The organism is Coleofasciculus sp. E2-BRE-01 (assembly GCF_040221695.1).
Taxonomy (GTDB): Bacteria; Cyanobacteriota; Cyanobacteriia; order Cyanobacteriales; family Coleofasciculaceae; genus Coleofasciculus.
Map to the genome: position 1 here is coordinate 1 of NZ_JAVKEA010000146.1, position 18,574 is coordinate 18,574.

Genomic DNA, 18,574 nt, shown 5'->3' on the forward strand with positions numbered 1-18,574 from the left:
GGTGAGGTGAATGGTGGTAGGTGTGAGGTTTTTTCGCCTCCAACAGACAATTCCATCCCGACACCCGACACCCGACACCCGACACCCGACACCCGACACCCTTGCTCAACCGAGCTTTCACCTTAAGTTGACACCAATGGGCATTGCCGTGCCCCTACCATAAATGGCGTTTTTACTTAACTGGCGTATAATCCCAGCCATAAATGCGATAACGTTCTGAAGCTGGAAAAACAGAATCGTTGTTAACCGTGGTAATGCTCAGTTGATTACCCTGCTCGTCTTGAAAGATAAACTTACAAAAACCCAGACCCGTTCCAGAGCAGTCTTCTAGCTCGTGCCATCCTTCTACTTGGTGTATATGGTTCCTGACTGCTCCAAATTCATTTTCCAGCTCAAACGCAGCAGGTTGCCATCCCATCTGGATGAGTTCTTGTCTTAAAGCCCGATAGGACTGATTTTGGTTAATGTGGGGTAATGGTAATCCCCAGGCTTTCTGTACTGAAAAAAGTGATGCTGAAAGACTTAACGCATATATCAAAAACGTCCTCATCTTACACTATTTCCTCTATGTTGTTTCTACTCTTTTATATCCTCTTTTTCCGGGCGGGTGTAGGGTGCACCATTTCAAACGATAGTAGTGAAACCCGCCCCTACAGACGTGTCAACTGATCGTTGGGGCGGGTTTAGTCCTGACTTTTCACGTCATCTAGAAAAATCGAAACCCCCCAGCCCCCTTCCGTTCCCCTATTAGATCCCCCTTCCGTCCCCCTTCAAAAGGGGGAGACCAGATGTTGCTTCGCCTTTTGTTCCATGGGGGAAACCAGATGTTGCTTCGCTTTTGTTCCATGGGGGAAGCCAGCAGATGCTTCGCTTTTTGTTCCATGGGTGAAGAATTCAAAGCCTCTCTCCTTGCAGGAGAGAGGTTTGGAGAGAGGTTTTCCACATACCGTGAACAGTGAGGTTATCGTCAGGTTCTGAGTACACAAATACTAGAACCTCGACCCGAAAATCTTGCCATCCGGGATAAAAAATACGAGAACCTTTATCCCCCCAACACGGGGAAATGCCCATAAAATCAGAACCTTGAGCGTTGAGTACATCATTAATAAGCGAATCCAGTCTAATCTGTAGCTAATGTGCAACCTAGCCATCAGACATCTGGTATAAGCTTCAAAAAGATTAACTTCGTTTCAGGGGCGATATGCAATGCTACAGTCCACCAGTAATTACTCAACAACGCGATCGCAGCTTGCCACCCCAGTTGCAGAAGGCAGAAGGCACAATTGGATAACCCATTGTCAGCAACCTATAGAGGATAGGGAAATAGAACGAGGCGACACCGATAAAATCCCTAGAGTCAGAACACCGTTTCAGGTAATCAAGCAAGGCTGGCGAACCCTCTTAACTGACTTTCAGATTATCTTTGAACGTGATCCAGCCGCCCGGAATCGGTTCGAGGTATTCGTTTGCTATCCCGGCTTACAGGCGCTGATCAGCCATCGCCTCGCCCATTGGCTGCATCGTCAGCGAGTACCATTCCTTCCCCGCTTCCTGTCTCAACTGGCGCGATTCTTCACCGGAATCGAAATTCATCCAGGGGCGGTGATGGGGAAGGGCGTGTTTATTGATCATGGCATGGGCGTGGTAATTGGCGAAACCGCAATTGTGGGTGATTACTGTTTAATTTACCAAGGCGCAACCCTGGGAGGAACAGGTAAAGAAACTGGGAAACGTCATCCCACATTAGGGAAGAATGTGGTGGTGAGTGCAGGTGCCAAGGTATTGGGGAATATCCACATTGGTGATCATGTTCGCATTGGGGCGGGTTCCGTCGTGTTGGGAGATGTCCCCACCGATTGCACCGTGGTGGGAGTACCAGGGCGAATTGTACGTCAGTCTGGCAAACGCATTGATCCGTTAGAACATGGACAACTCCCTGATACACAAGCCGCCGCGCTACGGGCGTTACGCGATCGCATCACCGAACTCGAACAGCAATTGGAATCCTTAATCCCAAAAAACCATAGGGTGAAAAATGGTAGAAGTCAAATTTTCGTGACGCTCTTACCTTACAATGATTCGGTTTGAGTTGTGAACAAACTCTATTGACTTTTTTTGCCCACAGCAATATAATGATAGGTTAAGTCGAGTAAGTCAGCTTAATCCAAGACTTCACCGAGAAATCTGTTTCAGTGACAAGGTGAAGCTGGAGCGGGGGAACCAACTTTTGGGGCATATCTCAGACTCGAAACCCGAGTCGAGAGGGACAACTCTCAGTCCTAGCCCGTCAGCTAACTCCGTAGGCATTGGGAGGAGACTGAAGAATCAGCATTTTTAGGAATGTCTCGATTTCATCAGTTTCAGGCGCTGGTACTGCTCAGTTTTTTGTACCTGCTTTTTGAAGTTGAGGCGTTGTCCATGTCGTTTCAGTTCAGTTTTGCGACAATTTGTTCCGGGTGTAATTGGTATACGGTGACGCGAGGACACCACTGACTAAAACACCAGTCTAGTACTCCAAATCGATGCAAGAATGCCCACAATAATGTAATAAAAGCAACCCAATTAGCCCTTTGGTAGAGACTTTTCTTAGAAGTCTCTACTAACTCCTATAACTAAACCTAGGTGTTAGGCATGGAGTTGGTTTTTTCTACCCAATCTGCTTTTGTTATCCCCTTATGCTTGGGGTACTTTTTTACTGTTCGTTGAACATCTTCCCCTTATCCACTTCAATCATCAGGGAATTTATGGAAACTTGGTCTCAGATTATTGCATTTTCAACCTTTGTCGGTGTAATTCTCTTGGTTATGACCGAATGGATGCATCTAACAATTGCGGCTTTTTTGGGGGCATTACTGCTAATTTTTGTCCACGTTATGACGCTGAACGAAGCCGTTGACTACATCAGTCAGAGTTATGCCACCTTGGCTTTATTCTTTGGCGTAATGGTGCTAGTCCGGGCATTTGAACCAACTAAAGTGTTTGACTACTTGGCTACACAAATGGTGGTATTAGCGGGAGGAGAAGGAAAGCGACTTCTGCTGGGAATCGTTGCCATTACTACCCCGATTTGTGCCATGTTGCCGAATGCGACAACGGTAATGTTATTAGCCCCTTTAGTGCCACCCTTGGCGCAGGAACTTGGGGTAAACTTCGTGCCATTACTAATTTTAATGGTGCTGGTGGCTAATAGTGCTGGATTACTCACACTTGTCGGCGATCCGGCAACATTTATTGTAGGAGATGCCGTCAATATCAGCTTTACCGACTACTTGCTTCAGTTAAGTTTAGGGGGGGTCATTGCTGTTGCCGTGATCGTCGTCATGCTGCCCTTCTTATTCCCAAAAACTTGGCATAAAAAGCTGGATAATTTGAATCAACTGCCCCAACCTAAAATCAATCATCCTAGAGTTTTAATCGCTGGGGGGTTTATCATGGCGTTTGTGCTGGTGTTTTTTGTCGTAGGAGAATCTCTGCCTATTCCAATTTCCCCAGCGGCTGTCGCTTTGATGGGAGCAGCGTTAGCATTATTGTTGGCTCACCATAGCAAGATTGATACGGTTAACAACATCTTACGGGATGTAGACTGGAGTACCTTGCTATTTTTTATGTCTATTTTTGTGATTATTGGTGGACTGGAAAAAACGGGTATCGTCAGCGGTTTATCCAGACTACTCGCCGTACTATTGGGACGAAATATTTTCCTCGGTTCACTCTTGCTACTTTTCTTAGTTGGTTTACTCTCCAGTGTTGTTCCCAATATTCCTCTAGTTGTGGCAATGGTGCCACTGCTTAAACAGTACCTGGTTAACGTGGGTTCTGTGGGAGCAGATGTCCTATCTCCAACCTTTGAGGGTCAATTTCCCCCAGAAGTACTACCCCTTTTCTATGCCATGATGTTTGGGGCTACCTTGGGAGGAAATGGCACACTCGTTGGCGCTTCTTCCAATATCGTAGCGGCGGGTATTTCTGAACTCCATGGACGCCGGATTTCGTTTAAAACCTTTTTGCGTTACGGCGTACCTGTAATGGTAATACAACTCGTAACGGCAGCTTTATATATTACAATTCGCTTTTTCTTATAATTCCCAATTGACCTGTAAATAATCTATGCAAATTGCCCTCACCCTTGGCATTTTAATTCTCGCTTTAATTGCGTTTATTGCCGAATGGCTGCCCGTCGATGTCACCGCTCTGCTTATTGCCGTTGTCTTAATGCTGTTGGGATTAGTTACCCCGGAAGAAGGAATCTCTGGCTTTAGTAACTCTGCTACCATTACGGTAATGGCAATGTTTATCCTGAGTGAGGGAATTGGACGCACGGGTGTGATTCAAGTCGTTAGAGACGTGTTGCTTAAATGGGGCGGAAAGAATCCTCGACAACAAATTTTTGTCATGGGGGCGATTGTCGGTTCGATTACTGCCTTTATCAACAATACAGCGGTTGTCGCTGTCTTTTTACCCATTGTAGAAGATTGGGGGAAAAAGCAAAATATCTCCGTGTCTAAACTGCTCATTCCCCTATCTTATGCCACGGTATTAGGGGGAATGATTACCTTAATTGGCACCTCCACTAATATTGTGGCAAGTGGTATATCTAAGGAATTGGGATATGGCGAATTCGGATTATTTCAGTTTACGCCTTTGGGTATTATTACCTTTTTTGTCGGACTACTCTACCTGACTCTCGCCGCACCCCGACTTCTGCCCGATCGCAAACCGTCCACCAGCGATTTAGTTGCCCAAGATTACGGTCTTAATGATTATGTTAGCGAAGTTGTCGTCACCCCGCGATCAAGTTTAGTCGGACAAACGCTACGTTCCAGTAAAATTCAGCGGACGTTCGATTTAGACGTACTGGAAATCATTCGTAATGACATCCACTTCCCTCAACCCTTGGCTGATAAAATATTAGCCGTCGGTGATATTTTACTCGTGCGGGGTAGTCGAGAGGATTTATTAAAAATTAGAACCAAACGGGGACTAGATATTCTGCCAGAGGTTCAGTTTGGCGGGAAAGCTTTCGGGGAAACTGAACTCAGTTCAGTGGAAGAAGGCGTGGCTGAAGTCTTAATTCTTTCAAATGCCAATCTTGTTGGTTCGACACTAAAAGAATTACGGTTTCGCCAACGCTATAATGTTACTGTATTGGCAATTCGGCGAGGAGAAGAACTGCGGCGAGAACGAATCGGTAAAATTCCCTTACGGTTTGGCGATTTGCTTTTAGTACAAGGACCTAAGCAAAGTTTAATCGGATTACAAACCAGTCGCGATTTACTAGTCATTGAACAGCGAGACACGGAAACCCTCCGCCAAGATAAGCTAGGAATTGCCCTGGCGATTGTGCTGGGTGTAGTGGTTATTGCTGCCTTCGATTGGGTACCCATCTTAGTAACGGCATTGGCAGGAGTTATTTTGATGATTGTAACAGGTTGTCTGAAACCGGGAGAGATGTATAGTGCCGTGCGCTGGGATATTATTTTCCTTTTAGCCGGACTTTTTCCCCTTGGCATTGCTATGGATAAATCGGGAGCAACGGAATGGTTAGCCAGCTATTTAGTTGCCATGGGTGGGAATCTTTCTGGTTATTGGCTTTTAATGTTCTTCTACTTAGCGACATCCCTACTCACCGAACTCCTCTCCAATAATGCTGCCGTAATTCTGATGATACCCATTGCCGCTAACGTTGCCACCACTCTGGAACTCAATCCCCTTGCCTTTATGTTTGCTGTCACCTTTGCCGCTTCTAACAGCTACCTAACTCCAATTGGCTATCAGACGAATACCATGGTTTATGGACCCGGTGGTTATAAGTTTCTGGATTTCACTCGAATTGGTGCGCCTCTCAATTTGCTGCTGACGGTAATAACGCCGATGCTGATTATTTGGTTGTATGGTTTAGCACCGACTCAATAAATTGTCAAATTATATCTATTTAAATGATATGGCTACAGTTATTCGCTCTATTTTGTTCCCTGCCTTAATTAGTTTAGTGGAAATAAACTCAACTCTATTAAGTTATATAAATAGTTCTTAGACCCTGACATAAGACATAAGACATAAGACAAATGACAAATGAGCAATGCACCTAAAATTTACTCAAGACATCGAATCCCTACTCAGCAGATTAACCCATCAGCCCCTAACCCTCAGAGATATTCTCACAGAAACCTCTGAGCGGGGATTCAGCTTGGTAATTGGCTTATTAGTTTTACCCTTTTTGTTTCCCATGCCTCCTGGAGCATCAAGCGTATTAGGATTAGGCTGCTTAGTGTTATCCGTGCAAATGGCTTTAGGAAGGCGAAAACCGTGGTTACCGCGAAAAGTTACCAACTTTCGATTTCCCCCTAGCCTGAGTTTAAAACTGCTAAAAAACTTGAAGAGAGTGATGAGGGTGCTGGAAAAAATTGTGCGCCCTCGTTGGCTAAAGGTGGCGGAAAGTCCTAAAGTATGGCGCTGGAATGGGTGTTGTATGGCTTGGCTAACCCTGCTACTGATCTTACCGTTTCCGTTCACGAATCCAATGCCAACTGCCGCCATCTTGTTATTGGTTGTTGCGACTTTAGAGCAAGATGGTTTGCTGATGTGTGTGGGATACGGATTAACCGCTTTAGTGACTCTAGCTTTTGCTTTTATTGCTTATGCACTCTGGCAAAGTACTCATTTACTGCCTATTTCATTTTGAAAAATAAGGGATAATAAAATTGGATACAACTAATCGAGTAATAGACGATTTTTTATGAATAAAAAATAATCAACGTCAGGTATCCGGCAAAACAACTCACCGGGAGCGCCAATTTGAAAAATTCCCCCAAGGGCGGGTTTAGTTGACGTTATAGCACTACGCACTCTAGTTAGGACATAAAAGAAAACTTCAAATCGCTTTGACCCTGAATTTCGACAGGACTTCGGCGTGAGCGCTCAGTCGAACGCTCAATTGCCGCGAAGCGACGCCCTGAGTGTGCCGAAGGGTCGAAGGGTAAATCCCTTGATGAGTAAGCGTTTTTCTTCACTATTGCCTATTGCCTATTGCCTAGCGCGTAGCGCTATAAAACCCGCCCATACCCCTTGCTTTTCACGGAATCTGTAAAACCTCTCTCCGGCTCCGGATAAGGCTTTTAGTTTTCCCCATTCTGTGAAATGTTTATCCCTTTCAGGATTCAGGTGCCTCGTTTCTTGGTTTGGTTTCCCCCTAAACGTTCTTCCCTTAAACTAATCACCGCCAACTATGTCATTTCCTACACTCTCATCTGCCACTTCAGGTCCTCTTCCCGATACCACTCAACCCTGGCATACTCTGGACATTGAGCAAGCACTAGAACGTCTAAAAAGTGACCCTGACAGGGGTTTAACACCCGCACAAATTACCCAGAGACAGCAGCAGTATGGGTTAAATGAATTAACAGAAACAGGGGGGCGTAGTCCCCTGGCAATCTTATGGGATCAGTTCACAAATATCATGTTAGTGATGCTGATTGCCGTAGCCATCGTGTCAGCCATCCTGGATTTAGGAAATGAGGTGTTTCCCAAAGACGCGATCGCGATTTTTGCGATTGTGATTTTAAATGGTTTGCTCGGCTATCTCCAAGAAAGCCGCGCTGAAAAAGCCCTCGCCGCCCTCAAACGCCTCTCCTCCCCCAAAGTGCGGGTGCTGCGAGACGGGAAATTGATGGAAATTTCCGGTAAGGAATTGGTGCCGGGAGATGTCATGCTATTAGAAGCTGGGGTACAAGTCTCTGCCGATGGTCGTCTAATTGAAGCCCAAAACCTGCAAATCCGCGAATCTGCCCTAACCGGGGAAGCCGAGGCGGTACACAAGCAACCGGATGTGCAACTGAGTGAAGACGCCCCCTTAGGCGATCGCATAACCTTGGTATTTCAGGGAACCGAAGTAATTCAGGGGCGAGCCAAGGTACTGGTGACTAACACCGGGATGCAGACGGAATTAGGGCGAATTGCCACAATGCTGCAATCGGTGGAAACAGAACCCACGCCGCTACAGCAGCGGATGTCTCAGTTGGGAAATGTTTTAGTCAGTGGTTCCCTACTCTTGGTGGCGCTGGTTGTCGTCGGGGGTATGCTGAACCGGGGGTTGGGACTGTTTGAAGAACTCTTAGAAGTATCCTTAAGTATGGCAGTGGCAGTTGTCCCGGAAGGCTTGCCTGCTGTGGTTACCGTTACCCTGGCGATTGGCACTCAGCGGATGGTGCGCCGCCATGCCCTGATTCGTAAGCTACCAGCGGTGGAAACCCTGGGTTCTGTGACAACAATATGCTCCGACAAAACGGGTACCCTTACCCAAAATAAAATGGTTGTCCAGTTCGTTCACACCCCTGGAGATACCTTTGCGGTGACGGGTGACGGGTATGCACCGATTGGAGAATTCCGGATTCAGGAATCAGCGATCACCGTTGAAGACTATCCCGACTTGAAAACTCTGCTAACCGCTTGTGTCGTATGTAATGATGCCCGATTGCAGCAGGAAAAGCAGGAATGGACGATTTTGGGCGATCCCACGGAGGGAGCATTGCTATCCTTGGCAGGTAAGGCAGGTTTTTTTGAAGAGTCGTTGCGTCAACAGTTTCCCCGAGTCGCCGAGTTTCCCTTTTCCTCCGAACGCAAGCGCATGAGTGCGATTTGCCAGACACAGAATGGGGAAGACATTACATCCTACATCATGTTTACCAAAGGCTCACCGGAGCTAATTTTAGAGCGCTGCACCCAGATTCAGGAGGGTGAACTCACGCCAAAACAACGGGGGCAGATTCTGGAACAAAATAACCAGATGGCTGGGAAAGGCTTGCGGGTATTGGGATTTGCCTATAAGCTCTTGTCAGACATTCCCCCGGATGGTTCTTGGGAGGAGAGTGAGCAAGGATTAATCTGGTTGGGATTAGTAGGAATGCTGGATGCGCCGCGTTCCGAGGTGCGGGAGGCTGTGGCTCAATGTCGGGAGGCGGGAATTCGCCCGGTGATGATTACAGGAGATCATCAGTTAACGGCACGCGCGATCGCAACTAATTTGGGCATTGCTAAAGAGGGGGATATTGTTCTCACCGGGCAAGAGTTGCAAAAACTCTCTCAAGCCGAATTAGAGCAACAGGTGAACCAGGTGAGTATATACGCCCGCGTCTCCCCGGAACATAAACTGCGAATTGTCCAAGCCTTGCAAACTCAAGGTGAATTTGTGGCAATGACGGGGGATGGGGTGAATGACGCCCCCGCCCTCAAGCAAGCGGATATTGGCGTAGCGATGGGTATTACGGGAACTGATGTGAGTAAAGAAGCCAGCGATATGATTCTGCTGGATGACAATTTTGCCACTATCGTTCATGCGGTGGAAGAAGGTCGAGTGGTGTATACCAATATTCGCCGCTTTATCAAATATATTCTGGGGAGTAACATTGGGGAAGTGTTGACTATCGCGGCGGCGCCGTTAATTGGCTTGGGAGGCGTTCCCCTTTCCCCCCTACAAATTCTCTGGATGAACCTCGTCACCGACGGATTACCCGCCCTCGCCCTCGCCATGGAACCCGCTGAACCCAACGTGATGCAGCGCCCCCCCTACCATCCACGCGAGAGTATTTTTGCCCGTGGGTTGGGGCTTTACATGGTGCGGATTGGGATTATCTTTGCCATATTGACCATCATACTCATGGTCTGGGCATATAACTACGCCCAGGAATCGGGAGATCCTGATCGGTGGAAAACGATGGTATTCACCACCTTATGTTTAGCCCAGATGGGACACGCGATCGCGATTCGTTCCCATACTCAGCTAACGGTGCAACTCAATCCCTTCTCCAATCCTTATGTTCTGAGTGCTGTCACCTTGACCACAGCATTACAATTAATGCTAATTTACGTGGCTCCCCTGCGGGATTTCTTCGGCACTCACTGGTTAAGTCCTCTCGAACTTTTAATTTGTATTGGTTTTAGCGCTTTAATGTTTGTTTGGATTGAACTGGAAAAACTGGTGATTAACTGGTTCAGACGTCGGCAAACGGCGATAGGTTAACCGGAACGTACTCTAAAAGGTGATCATACCATTTCTCTTTAATCGGAGATGATCGCGCCCACGGCTACTGACTCAACCATGCGATCGCGCTCCTTCACAAAACTTATTTAGCTAGCCGCCTAAATTTTGATCAAAATTTAATCAATGTCCAGCACTAAGCAGGTAGAATAGAAGGATTATGCCGCAGCATGACTGCGATCGTTGAGGCACTCGGCAATGTCTTCTCACGAACACCTCTGGAAAAAAGGCTTCTCAAAGCCCAATTCGACCCCCGTGCCGAATCCCTTCAAGATACAGAGGCGTCGTGCCAAAGTGCTGTCACCGACATTATCGCCCCAGGAAAAATTACAGCTCAAACAACAAGCCGATCAAATTTCCCAGTTAGGTTATAACTCTCAAAAAATTCCAATTCAAGCTCCTGCGCCAACAGCCGAAGCCAGTCCGATTCACTCAAAGGCAGGTGATCTCACAAAGCAGCAACCCACTACTGATGCTGTAGAGATTCAAGCGGATGCGTCGGAAGTTCAAGACGAGACGAAAGAGCCAGATGATCTTGCTTTTGCTGAAGCCTCAGATGCTTCCGCAGCAGATAGTAGTATCCAGCGTCAGGAAATACCCGATAGTGAAGCCGAGGCAATACCTGAATCTGATACAGATAACATTGAAAAGTCAGAAGAAGAAACTGAAATTCAAGCGAAAGCGAAACAACCTGCTCGTAATTTCCTAGAACTTCCCATCAACGCTCCGGGTACATCACCATCCTCTATACAAAGACAAGGGAACTTGGGGGAATTAGGCAATTCCATTCAACAGCAGCCCGTTGAAAACGAGGAAAAGGTTGAGCCAGACGCTGAACAAGAGGCGCAGGAATCGGATGAAACCATCCAACGCCAGGAAATACCAGAGGCGGAAGCAGACGAGATATCATCGAGTGAGTCTCAAACTGTTCAACGCCAAGGAGAAACTTCAGATACACCCGATCAACAAACTGAACAATCAGAAGAGTATCATAATTTTCTCGAAATTCCGGTCAACGTTCCCGGTACACCGTCATCCTCGATCCCCAGACAGGTTAATTTGGGCAGGTTGTCGAATCAGGTTGTCCAACCAATAAAACCCATTTCTAACCCCGGATTAAATCGACTCAATACCTTTAAATCCCAGCGAATTGAGTCACCTGTAAAGCCAGTTAATCCTGTATTGAATCAGTCACCCGCTCAAACGGTTCAACGTCAGGATAATACTGAGGATGAAGACATCCAAAACCAGCCCTTCCAGGAACCCGAAGAAGAAACGGTTCAGAAAAAAGAAGCACAGTCACAATCCTCTGACGCCACAGCTACACCATCTCTGGAACAATCCATTCAACAGAAGCGCGGTAGTGGACAAGCCCTATCCGAGAACGTGCGCCAGCCGATGGAGCAGGCGTTTGGGGCAGATTTTAGTCAGGTAAAAGTTCATACTGATTCTGAATCAGACAAACTGAATAAGTCGATACAGGCAAAGGCATTTACAACGGGTAAAGACATCTTCTTTAAAAAGGGAGAATATCAACCCGATAGTAAACCGGGACAGGAATTATTGGCACATGAGTTAACTCATGTCGTGCAGCAAAATGGCAATCAGGTTCAGGCAAAATCAGTTAAGCAAGTCGCGACGAAAAGCAATAAGTTACAGCCGAAACCAAACCTGACACCGACTTCTATCCCACAACCGAAAATCCAACGCCGAGAAAATCCTCAAGACGAACAATCCAGTGCAGGCGTCCAACCCCAGCCAGCACAACCAGCTCCAGCAGCACCCTCGGCAGCACCCGAATCAGGTGGTGAGATGACTCCAGCCACTCCCCAAGTAGACAGTCGGGGAACTGGAGCAGTACCAGAGACAGCAGAACCTGGGGGTATGGCGGCTGCACCGGAAATGGCAGCAGGTGGCGCACCCGCGAGTGCAACTGAAATAGGTACTCAGCCAGCGGTTGCAAGTGATGCTCCCAAGAGTGAAGCGGCTGGCAGTGGCGCTGCATCGCCAGCTTCCCCAGAGGCTGACCCCGATTTCCAAGCTACAGTCAAAAAAGCTAAGGGAGTTGCTGAGAAAGAAAAACAACATGATCCCGCCGAGTCTGAATCAAAAGAAGCCCAGGATGCCTCTGAACCCCCCAGCAATGAAGTAGAAAGTAAGGCGCAAGACAAGCAAGTCCAGGAGATGGAGCAGCAGCCCCCTGGGGAATTTAATGCCGAAGCCTTTAAAGCTGCTGTAATGGACAAGGTGAACCAGGCGGCTCCCAAAACCCTAGAAGATGCTGATAAATTTAAAGACAATAATCTGCTTTCTTCGGTGAAGGACAATATGTCCAATCAGGCGAAAGAAACAGCAGAACAAGCCGCCGGTCCCGTTGCCGAGAAAACCCAGGAAGCTCCTGATACCAGTGAGATTGAACCCAAACAGGTAAAACCCTTAGATCAGCCGGATGCAGGTTCAACACCAGGAGATATCGGTGCAGCTCAAGCCACACCGAAACCCAAACCGGAATCCGAAGTTTCTGCACCCATGCAAGCTGAGAGTCAGAAACTTGATCAGCAAATGGCTGAGGCTGATGTGACGCCAGAACAACTGGCTTCTTCCAATGAACCACAATTTGTGCAAGCCTTGGATACGAAGAAAGGCGCTCAACAACGAGCCGTTGAAGCACCACAGGAGTATCGTCAGCAGGAGCAAGGGACGTTAAATCAAGCCCAGTCTGAAGCCCAAACGACCAGTCAAACCCAGCTCCAAGGAATGCATGGTGAGCGGGAGCAGCTCTTGGCTCAAGTGATGGGGCGTCAGGATGAGACGAAAACGAAGGATGAGCAGGAACGGGATAAAGTCGCTAAAGACATTGATGGGATTTACCAGGAGACGAAAACAGACGTTGAAGGTATCCTCAATGGTTTAGATACAGAAGTTACCAACCGTTTCAAGGTAACTGCTGATACCGCCAAACAAAAATTTGAGGACTATGTTGCTCCTCAGATGGAAGAGTATAAAAAGCGGTATGACGGGCTATGGGGGGCTGGACGTTGGGTAAAAGACAAATTGATGGGTGTACCCCCTGAAGTAACAGCCTTCTTTGATGAAGGACGTAATCAGTATCTAAATGAGATAGATAAAGGTCTAACCGATATTGCCAACTATGTCAGTGAGCAGCTAAACAAGGCGAAAGAGAGAATCACTGAAGGCAGAGAGGAAATTAAAGAGTACGTTGCGGGTTTACCGGAAGCGCTTAAGCAAGTGGGTACCGAAGCAGCACAGGATATTCAGACCAAGTTTGATGATCTAGAACAGAGTGTTAAAGATAAAGAGACGGAATTAGTCGATAAACTAGCACAGCAGTACCAGGAGAATCTCCAGCAACTGGATGCTCAAATTAAGGAGATGAAGGCATCGAATCAACCGTGGTTTGCTCAAGCGTTTGATGCGATGGCTGGGGTAATCGACACGATTAATAAGCTCAAGAACATGCTGCAAAACGTGTTAGCCAAAGCAGCGAGTGCGATTGGGTCAATTATAAAAGATCCGATTGGGTTCTTGGGTAATCTCGTCAGTGGTGTGAAGCAGGGGTTGGATAACTTTATTGCCAACATTATGAACCACCTGCAAGGGGGTTTAATTGGCTGGCTGACGGGGGCGATGGGTTCGATGGGGATTCTGTTACCCGATGATATCTTCAGTCTCAAGGGGATTTTCAGCTTAGTAACGCAGATATTAGGGATGACGTGGGACTACATCCGTCGCAAGGCGGTGAAGTTGTTCGGCGAACCAATGGTTGCTGGGATGGAGAAGAGTGTTGAGATATTCCAAATTATCGCGAATCAGGGACCAATGGGACTGTGGGAACAGGTTCAAGAGCAGTTCGGTGACTTGAAAGAGACGGTAATTGAGGAAATCAAGGGGATGCTGATCACCCAGGTGATTACGGCTGGGGTGAAATGGATTATTGGGTTGTTGAATCCGGCTTCAGCATTTGTGAAGGCGGCGATGGCAATTTATGACATTGTGATGTTCTTCATTAACCAGGGTAGCCAGGTGGTAGAACTGGTGAATGCGGTGATTGAAGCGATAACCGCGATCGCATCCGGTGCGGTTGGTGGTGCAGCGAAGTTGGTGGAGAATGCCTTGGTGCGATCGCTCCCTGTGGTGATTGGTTTCTTGGCGTCACTGCTGGGTATTAGTGGGTTGGCGAAGAAGGTACAGAATATTGTCAAGAAGATTCGCAGCCGGATTGATAAGGCGATCGATAAGGTTCTGAAAAAGGCGAAGAGTCTGTTTAAGGGGAAGAAAGGTAAAGGGAATAAGGATAAGAAAGGTACATCTGACAAGCGCACCAAGAAAGAAAAAGCACAAGAGCTTACCCAAGCCATAAACGCGGCTAAAAGCTACCTGAATGAATTTAGTGGAAAAGAAGTAAAACAAGAAACTATTAAACCTCGGTTAAACCGAATAAAACGCAAATATAAGCTTAAAGTACTGGAGCCAATTAAAAAAGGTGAATATTGGGGAATCCATGGTGAAATTAATCCTAAAGAAGAAGATACAACGAATGCTAAGGTTCCGAACAAAGAAAATGGTAAAAATGGAATCAATCCAGTATTTTCTCTAGAAAAACGTGCTAATCAGCTAGAAATAAAGATAAATAGTGTTCCTGATAATAATCCTAAAAAGTGGGAGTGTAAGACGGAGTTACAGCAGATTAAAGGAGATATTGAAGCCCTAAGAGAGTTGTTAGGAGATCGACCATCTGAAGGAGATATTAATGAGGTAAGTCAAGAACTCAAAGAAGCGAAAGCAAAGTTAAAAGGACTTGAAGAAAAACTACCGAAACAGGAAAGGGATGAAAAGGCAGAATTGAGTGCTATTGTAAACAAAGCAACTCATATACCGCCAGCGCAATATTCGCGAGCTAAACACTGGAGAGGTAACTCTGAAGAGGAGCGTCGCCAAAACAGTGCCAATGGAGGTCCAGGACAATTTTTATACTCAATGACGCCTGATACGGTAAGACAACTGGAAAAAGACACATTGCTTACAGGTGATGTTATTGATAAGGGTAGCGGTACATATCATGCCTATAAACAATTTTCTCAACAAATCGGTTATGCTAATGGAGAGGATGCATACTGGCTTAGAGCAGAGTTGACTGGTGCAAATAGTGGCGCACCCACTATTCATTCTCATCCACGACTTAGTAGGTAGTACGTGATGTATACAAAACTATTTCCACTCAAAATTCCTAGTGGTTGGGCTGTAATTCATAATTCTTTTGGAGATCAAGATCCAGTTATTGATAATGGTTGTATTGTTAATGACGAGTTCTATAGTGAGGATTTATTATCAATTGAACCTATCCGCTTCAACGGAACAACTTGGATTATCGATCACAATGGATACGCATTGGATCTTGGCTGGTATCCAGAATCAGATCCGAATGGTTGTTACCGTATTACATTACTTCGAGGAAATTGGAATAATGTGATACTTAAATTAGAGTCAAGAGATAGATATAAAATCTGTGCTGTTATTGAACAGTGCTTCAATTTAATTACTCAAGGTATTAATGATGAAGAAATTTCGCGGTTAATTTAATTAAAAAAAGAAAGAAATATTAATACATAGTTTGAAAGTTTTTTGTGAATAAATTTAACAACAACAATTCATAAGTAAATATTAAGTTATTTAGTGTCTAACTATTTTAAAAAATGGATTACAACTGATTACGTAATTTTGGCTCTACTAGCTGATGATGAAAAAGACGGATAAATATCAACTAAACAACGAACTAACTTTACGCAATCACTTTCAATCTTCCCTAACCATTTACTCAGTTTCCCTATCCCTAACCCAGCAGGACGAAGAAATCATCGAATGCCGTCTCACCTTCCAAGTAACCCCCGAACTTTACCACCGCATCGACACTGAAGCCTTATTCAACCTCAAACCAGAAGTCCGCACCCCTTTCACCAACGGCGACTTCCAACCCTCACCTGATATCCAAATCGAAGCTAGCCTAAAACCAGACTTACTTCCCCTCCTACTCGAAAAAGCCACCAACGCTGAAGAAGTCGCAACCTACCTTGTAAACCTTAGCCAAAAGCAACCTGAACTAACATCCAAGTCTACTAATGAAAAATCTGGAACACAGGAAACTGACGAATCACCCGATAATTACCAATCCCCCTACTCCTTACTATCCACCGAAAGTTGGTTAGCTTTATCCGTCAAACAGCCACAGGAATCAGGGGAAACAGGCTATCGTACCTTTTGGTCTTATCTTAGTCCCCAAGCCCTATCCAAAGAAACATCTGACTCTGAAGAAATATCTCAAGCTATTACCAACTTCTTTACAGATTTAGTCGGTGGTAGTCTGGATACTGTTGCGAAAGATTTTGCCAATGAAACAATCGGCTCAATATCTAACTTTTTTCAAGAATTAGCTCAAGATACGCCAGAACCAACACCTCAAGACACTATTACAACCCAACCCATTTTCCAGACAATGGTCAACTTCTTTACAGAAGATGATTGGTCTTATGCCAAAATTCAAGGAGAACCTGCTTTGTACTTGGCATTTGAGGGAGACAATGGGAGTTGGAACTGTTACGCTAAAGCGAGAGAAGACGAAGAGCAATTTGTTTTTTACTCAATTTGCCCGATAAAAGTGCCAAAAGCCAAGCGTCGAATTCTGGGAGAGTTTATCGCTAGAGCCAATTATGGCATGATGATTGGTAATTTTGAATTAGACTTCACCGATGGTGAGATTCGCTACAAAACCAGTATTGATGTTGAAGGCGATAGACTCAGTTTAGCCTTACTCAAACGATTAGTTTATGCCAACGTGACAATGATGGATGAATACCTACCAGGGATTAAATTAGTCCTTGAAAGTGGTATGTCACCAGAGGAGGCGATCGCACAAATCGAATCCTGATCCGCTCATGTCTTGATGATTGCCCATAATTGCCATGCTATAAGGAGTTTAGGCTATTTTGACGCAGGGTATTTGACCGGAGATAATCACTCCCACAGCTACTGACTCAACCATGCGATCGCGCGTCGAATCCATTCCTCGGCGTTGGGGTTTTTCGCCAGTAGTGCATCCTGACTAATCGCGTTCAGCGCCTGCGTAATTTCGGCGGTTTCATACCCTAGGGCTAATAGGGTCATTTCCACATCTTCTAAAATAGCGGGGGAGGGTCCCGTTGCACTGGCTGGGGTTTCCACACCCGCGAATTTTCGCCATTCAGATAACTTGGTTTTCAGTTCCAAGGCGATGCGTTCAGCCGTTTTGCTACCCACTCCCGGTGTTTTGGCTAAGGCGCGAGTATTCCCGGTGACAATCGCCTGAACCAGACTTTGTAGTCCCAGGGTATCGATAAGTGCGATCGCTAATTGGGCGCCAATACCACTCACACTCACCAACTGGCGAAATAAATCCCGTTCGGCGGCGGATGCGAAGCCATAGAGGATTTGTTGGTCTTCCCGGATTTGCAGGTGAGTAAAGACTTGTACCACTTGTTCTGATCCGATCTGAACCTCTTGGGATAGCTGTCGAGTAATTTGCACCTCATACCCGATTTGGTTCACCTCTAGAATCAGAGTAACTCGATTCCCATTCCCTTTCTGAATCGTCGCGACTGTTCCCTTGAGATAACTAATCATTAATTATAAGTATCCAAATTTAGACTGACCGTTACATCAGTAGAGACGCACCATGGCGCGTCTCTACACTGTTGGCGATCTTCCCTGTTCCCTCTTCTCCTATCCCCAATTCCTAAACCAGAAATCCTAAATGATGCAGACCCTCTAATATACCATCTGCATAATCTGCCTGAGCGAAATAATGGTAATCTTTTTTGTTTTCCTCATACCATTGACGCAGTTCAGGTTTAGCATTTCCCACCAGAATACCCCGTTCTTCCCCAGCACTAAACAGGGCGATATCATTACCAGAATCACCACAGACAACGGTTTTTGTGGCGTCCATGTCCCATTTGTTCCGCAGGAATTGTACCGCTAGACCTTTATCCCCTTTACGAGGTAGAATGTCCAAGTCTTGACCTCCACTATAGATCAACTTGACATCTAACCCTTTTTCTTTTAAAGAGGATTCAAGACGGGGCAAAACGTCTGAGGAAATTTCTTCACTTACCACATAACTGACTTTAAACGGGCGCTGTTCGGTTTCAGGTTGCAGCACAAGATCAGAAAAATGGGCAGCAATAGCCACAACCGCATCCCGGTTCCACCCCTGTGCCAGCATATCCGCCCATTCTTGATCAACGATTTCTTCCTCTGGATTGAAGCAAATTTCGGTGCCAACTGAGGTAATCAGCGCATCCGGTGACAGCAGGGACTTTTCGCTAGTCAGTTTCCGGTAGAGGGCAGGCGATCGCCCGGTAGCATAGACTATCTTAGTACCATAGTCTTGGCGATGCTGATCTAACTGCTGATTCAGTTCCTTAAGGGCATCGTCATCGCCAACTAGAGTGTTATCTAAGTCGGTTATGAATAAAAATGCAGTCATCA

The 18,574-nt window shown here is 46.1% G+C and carries 11 protein-coding genes and 1 riboswitch; of the genes, 8 read left to right on the top strand and 3 right to left on the bottom strand.

Annotated features, from left to right (window positions below; genetic code table 11):
* Positions 1 to 172: 172 nt before the first annotated feature.
* Complete coding sequence (locus tag RIG66_RS17720; protein WP_446380091.1) at positions 173 to 550, bottom strand: hypothetical protein; 378 nt, start codon at positions 548 to 550, stop codon at positions 173 to 175.
* A 656-nt stretch (positions 551 to 1,206) separates the two neighbouring features.
* Between RIG66_RS17720 and cysE the strand changes: the two genes are divergently transcribed.
* The 8 genes from cysE to RIG66_RS17760 all read left to right on the top strand — a co-directional run bounded on the left by cysE (position 1,207) and on the right by RIG66_RS17760 (position 16,976).
* On the top strand, positions 1,207 to 2,088 hold the full coding sequence (cysE, locus tag RIG66_RS17725; RefSeq protein ID WP_446380092.1) for a serine O-acetyltransferase: 882 nt from the start codon (positions 1,207 to 1,209) through the stop codon (positions 2,086 to 2,088).
* A gap of 95 nt (positions 2,089 to 2,183) precedes the next feature.
* A riboswitch (cyclic di-AMP (ydaO/yuaA leader) is annotated at positions 2,184 to 2,321 on the top strand.
* Between the two features lie 423 nt (positions 2,322 to 2,744).
* The gene (locus RIG66_RS17730) at positions 2,745 to 4,082 is read left to right on the top strand and encodes an SLC13 family permease (protein WP_446380093.1); all 1,338 of its coding nucleotides are present in this window, start codon (positions 2,745 to 2,747) and stop codon (positions 4,080 to 4,082) included.
* 25 nt (positions 4,083 to 4,107) lie between these two features.
* Positions 4,108 to 5,913 carry an SLC13 family permease gene (locus RIG66_RS17735; RefSeq protein WP_446380094.1) on the top strand — a complete coding sequence of 602 codons (1,806 nt, stop codon included), beginning with the start codon at positions 4,108 to 4,110 and terminating at the stop codon, positions 5,911 to 5,913.
* Between the two features lie 166 nt (positions 5,914 to 6,079).
* The gene (locus tag RIG66_RS17740) at positions 6,080 to 6,682 is read left to right on the top strand and encodes an exopolysaccharide biosynthesis protein (RefSeq protein ID WP_446380095.1); all 603 of its coding nucleotides are present in this window, start codon (positions 6,080 to 6,082) and stop codon (positions 6,680 to 6,682) included.
* A 543-nt stretch (positions 6,683 to 7,225) separates the two neighbouring features.
* The gene (locus tag RIG66_RS17745; RefSeq protein WP_446380096.1) at positions 7,226 to 10,015 is read left to right on the top strand and encodes a cation-translocating P-type ATPase; all 2,790 of its coding nucleotides are present in this window, start codon (positions 7,226 to 7,228) and stop codon (positions 10,013 to 10,015) included.
* Between the two features lie 216 nt (positions 10,016 to 10,231).
* Entirely contained in the window at positions 10,232 to 15,244 is a 5,013-nt protein-coding gene (locus RIG66_RS17750) for an eCIS core domain-containing protein (protein ID WP_446380097.1), read from the top strand.
* Positions 15,245 to 15,250: 6 nt separating this feature from the next.
* A complete protein-coding gene (locus tag RIG66_RS17755; protein ID WP_446380098.1) occupies positions 15,251 to 15,634 on the top strand; it encodes a hypothetical protein in 384 nt (127 codons plus the stop codon).
* A 154-nt stretch (positions 15,635 to 15,788) separates the two neighbouring features.
* On the top strand, positions 15,789 to 16,976 hold the full coding sequence (locus RIG66_RS17760; RefSeq protein WP_446380099.1) for a YbjN domain-containing protein: 1,188 nt from the start codon (positions 15,789 to 15,791) through the stop codon (positions 16,974 to 16,976).
* A 98-nt stretch (positions 16,977 to 17,074) separates the two neighbouring features.
* Here RIG66_RS17760 and ruvA read toward each other — a convergent pair whose 3' ends face one another.
* Both ruvA and RIG66_RS17770 read right to left on the bottom strand, forming a co-directional pair.
* Positions 17,075 to 17,707: a Holliday junction branch migration protein RuvA gene (gene ruvA / locus RIG66_RS17765; protein WP_446380100.1), complete on the bottom strand. Its 633-nt coding sequence runs from the start codon at positions 17,705 to 17,707 to the stop codon at positions 17,075 to 17,077.
* A gap of 112 nt (positions 17,708 to 17,819) precedes the next feature.
* Positions 17,820 to 18,572, bottom strand: coding sequence for a sucrose-phosphate phosphatase (locus RIG66_RS17770; RefSeq protein WP_446380186.1), 753 nt, complete (start codon positions 18,570 to 18,572; stop codon positions 17,820 to 17,822).
* Positions 18,573 to 18,574 lie beyond the last annotated feature (2 nt).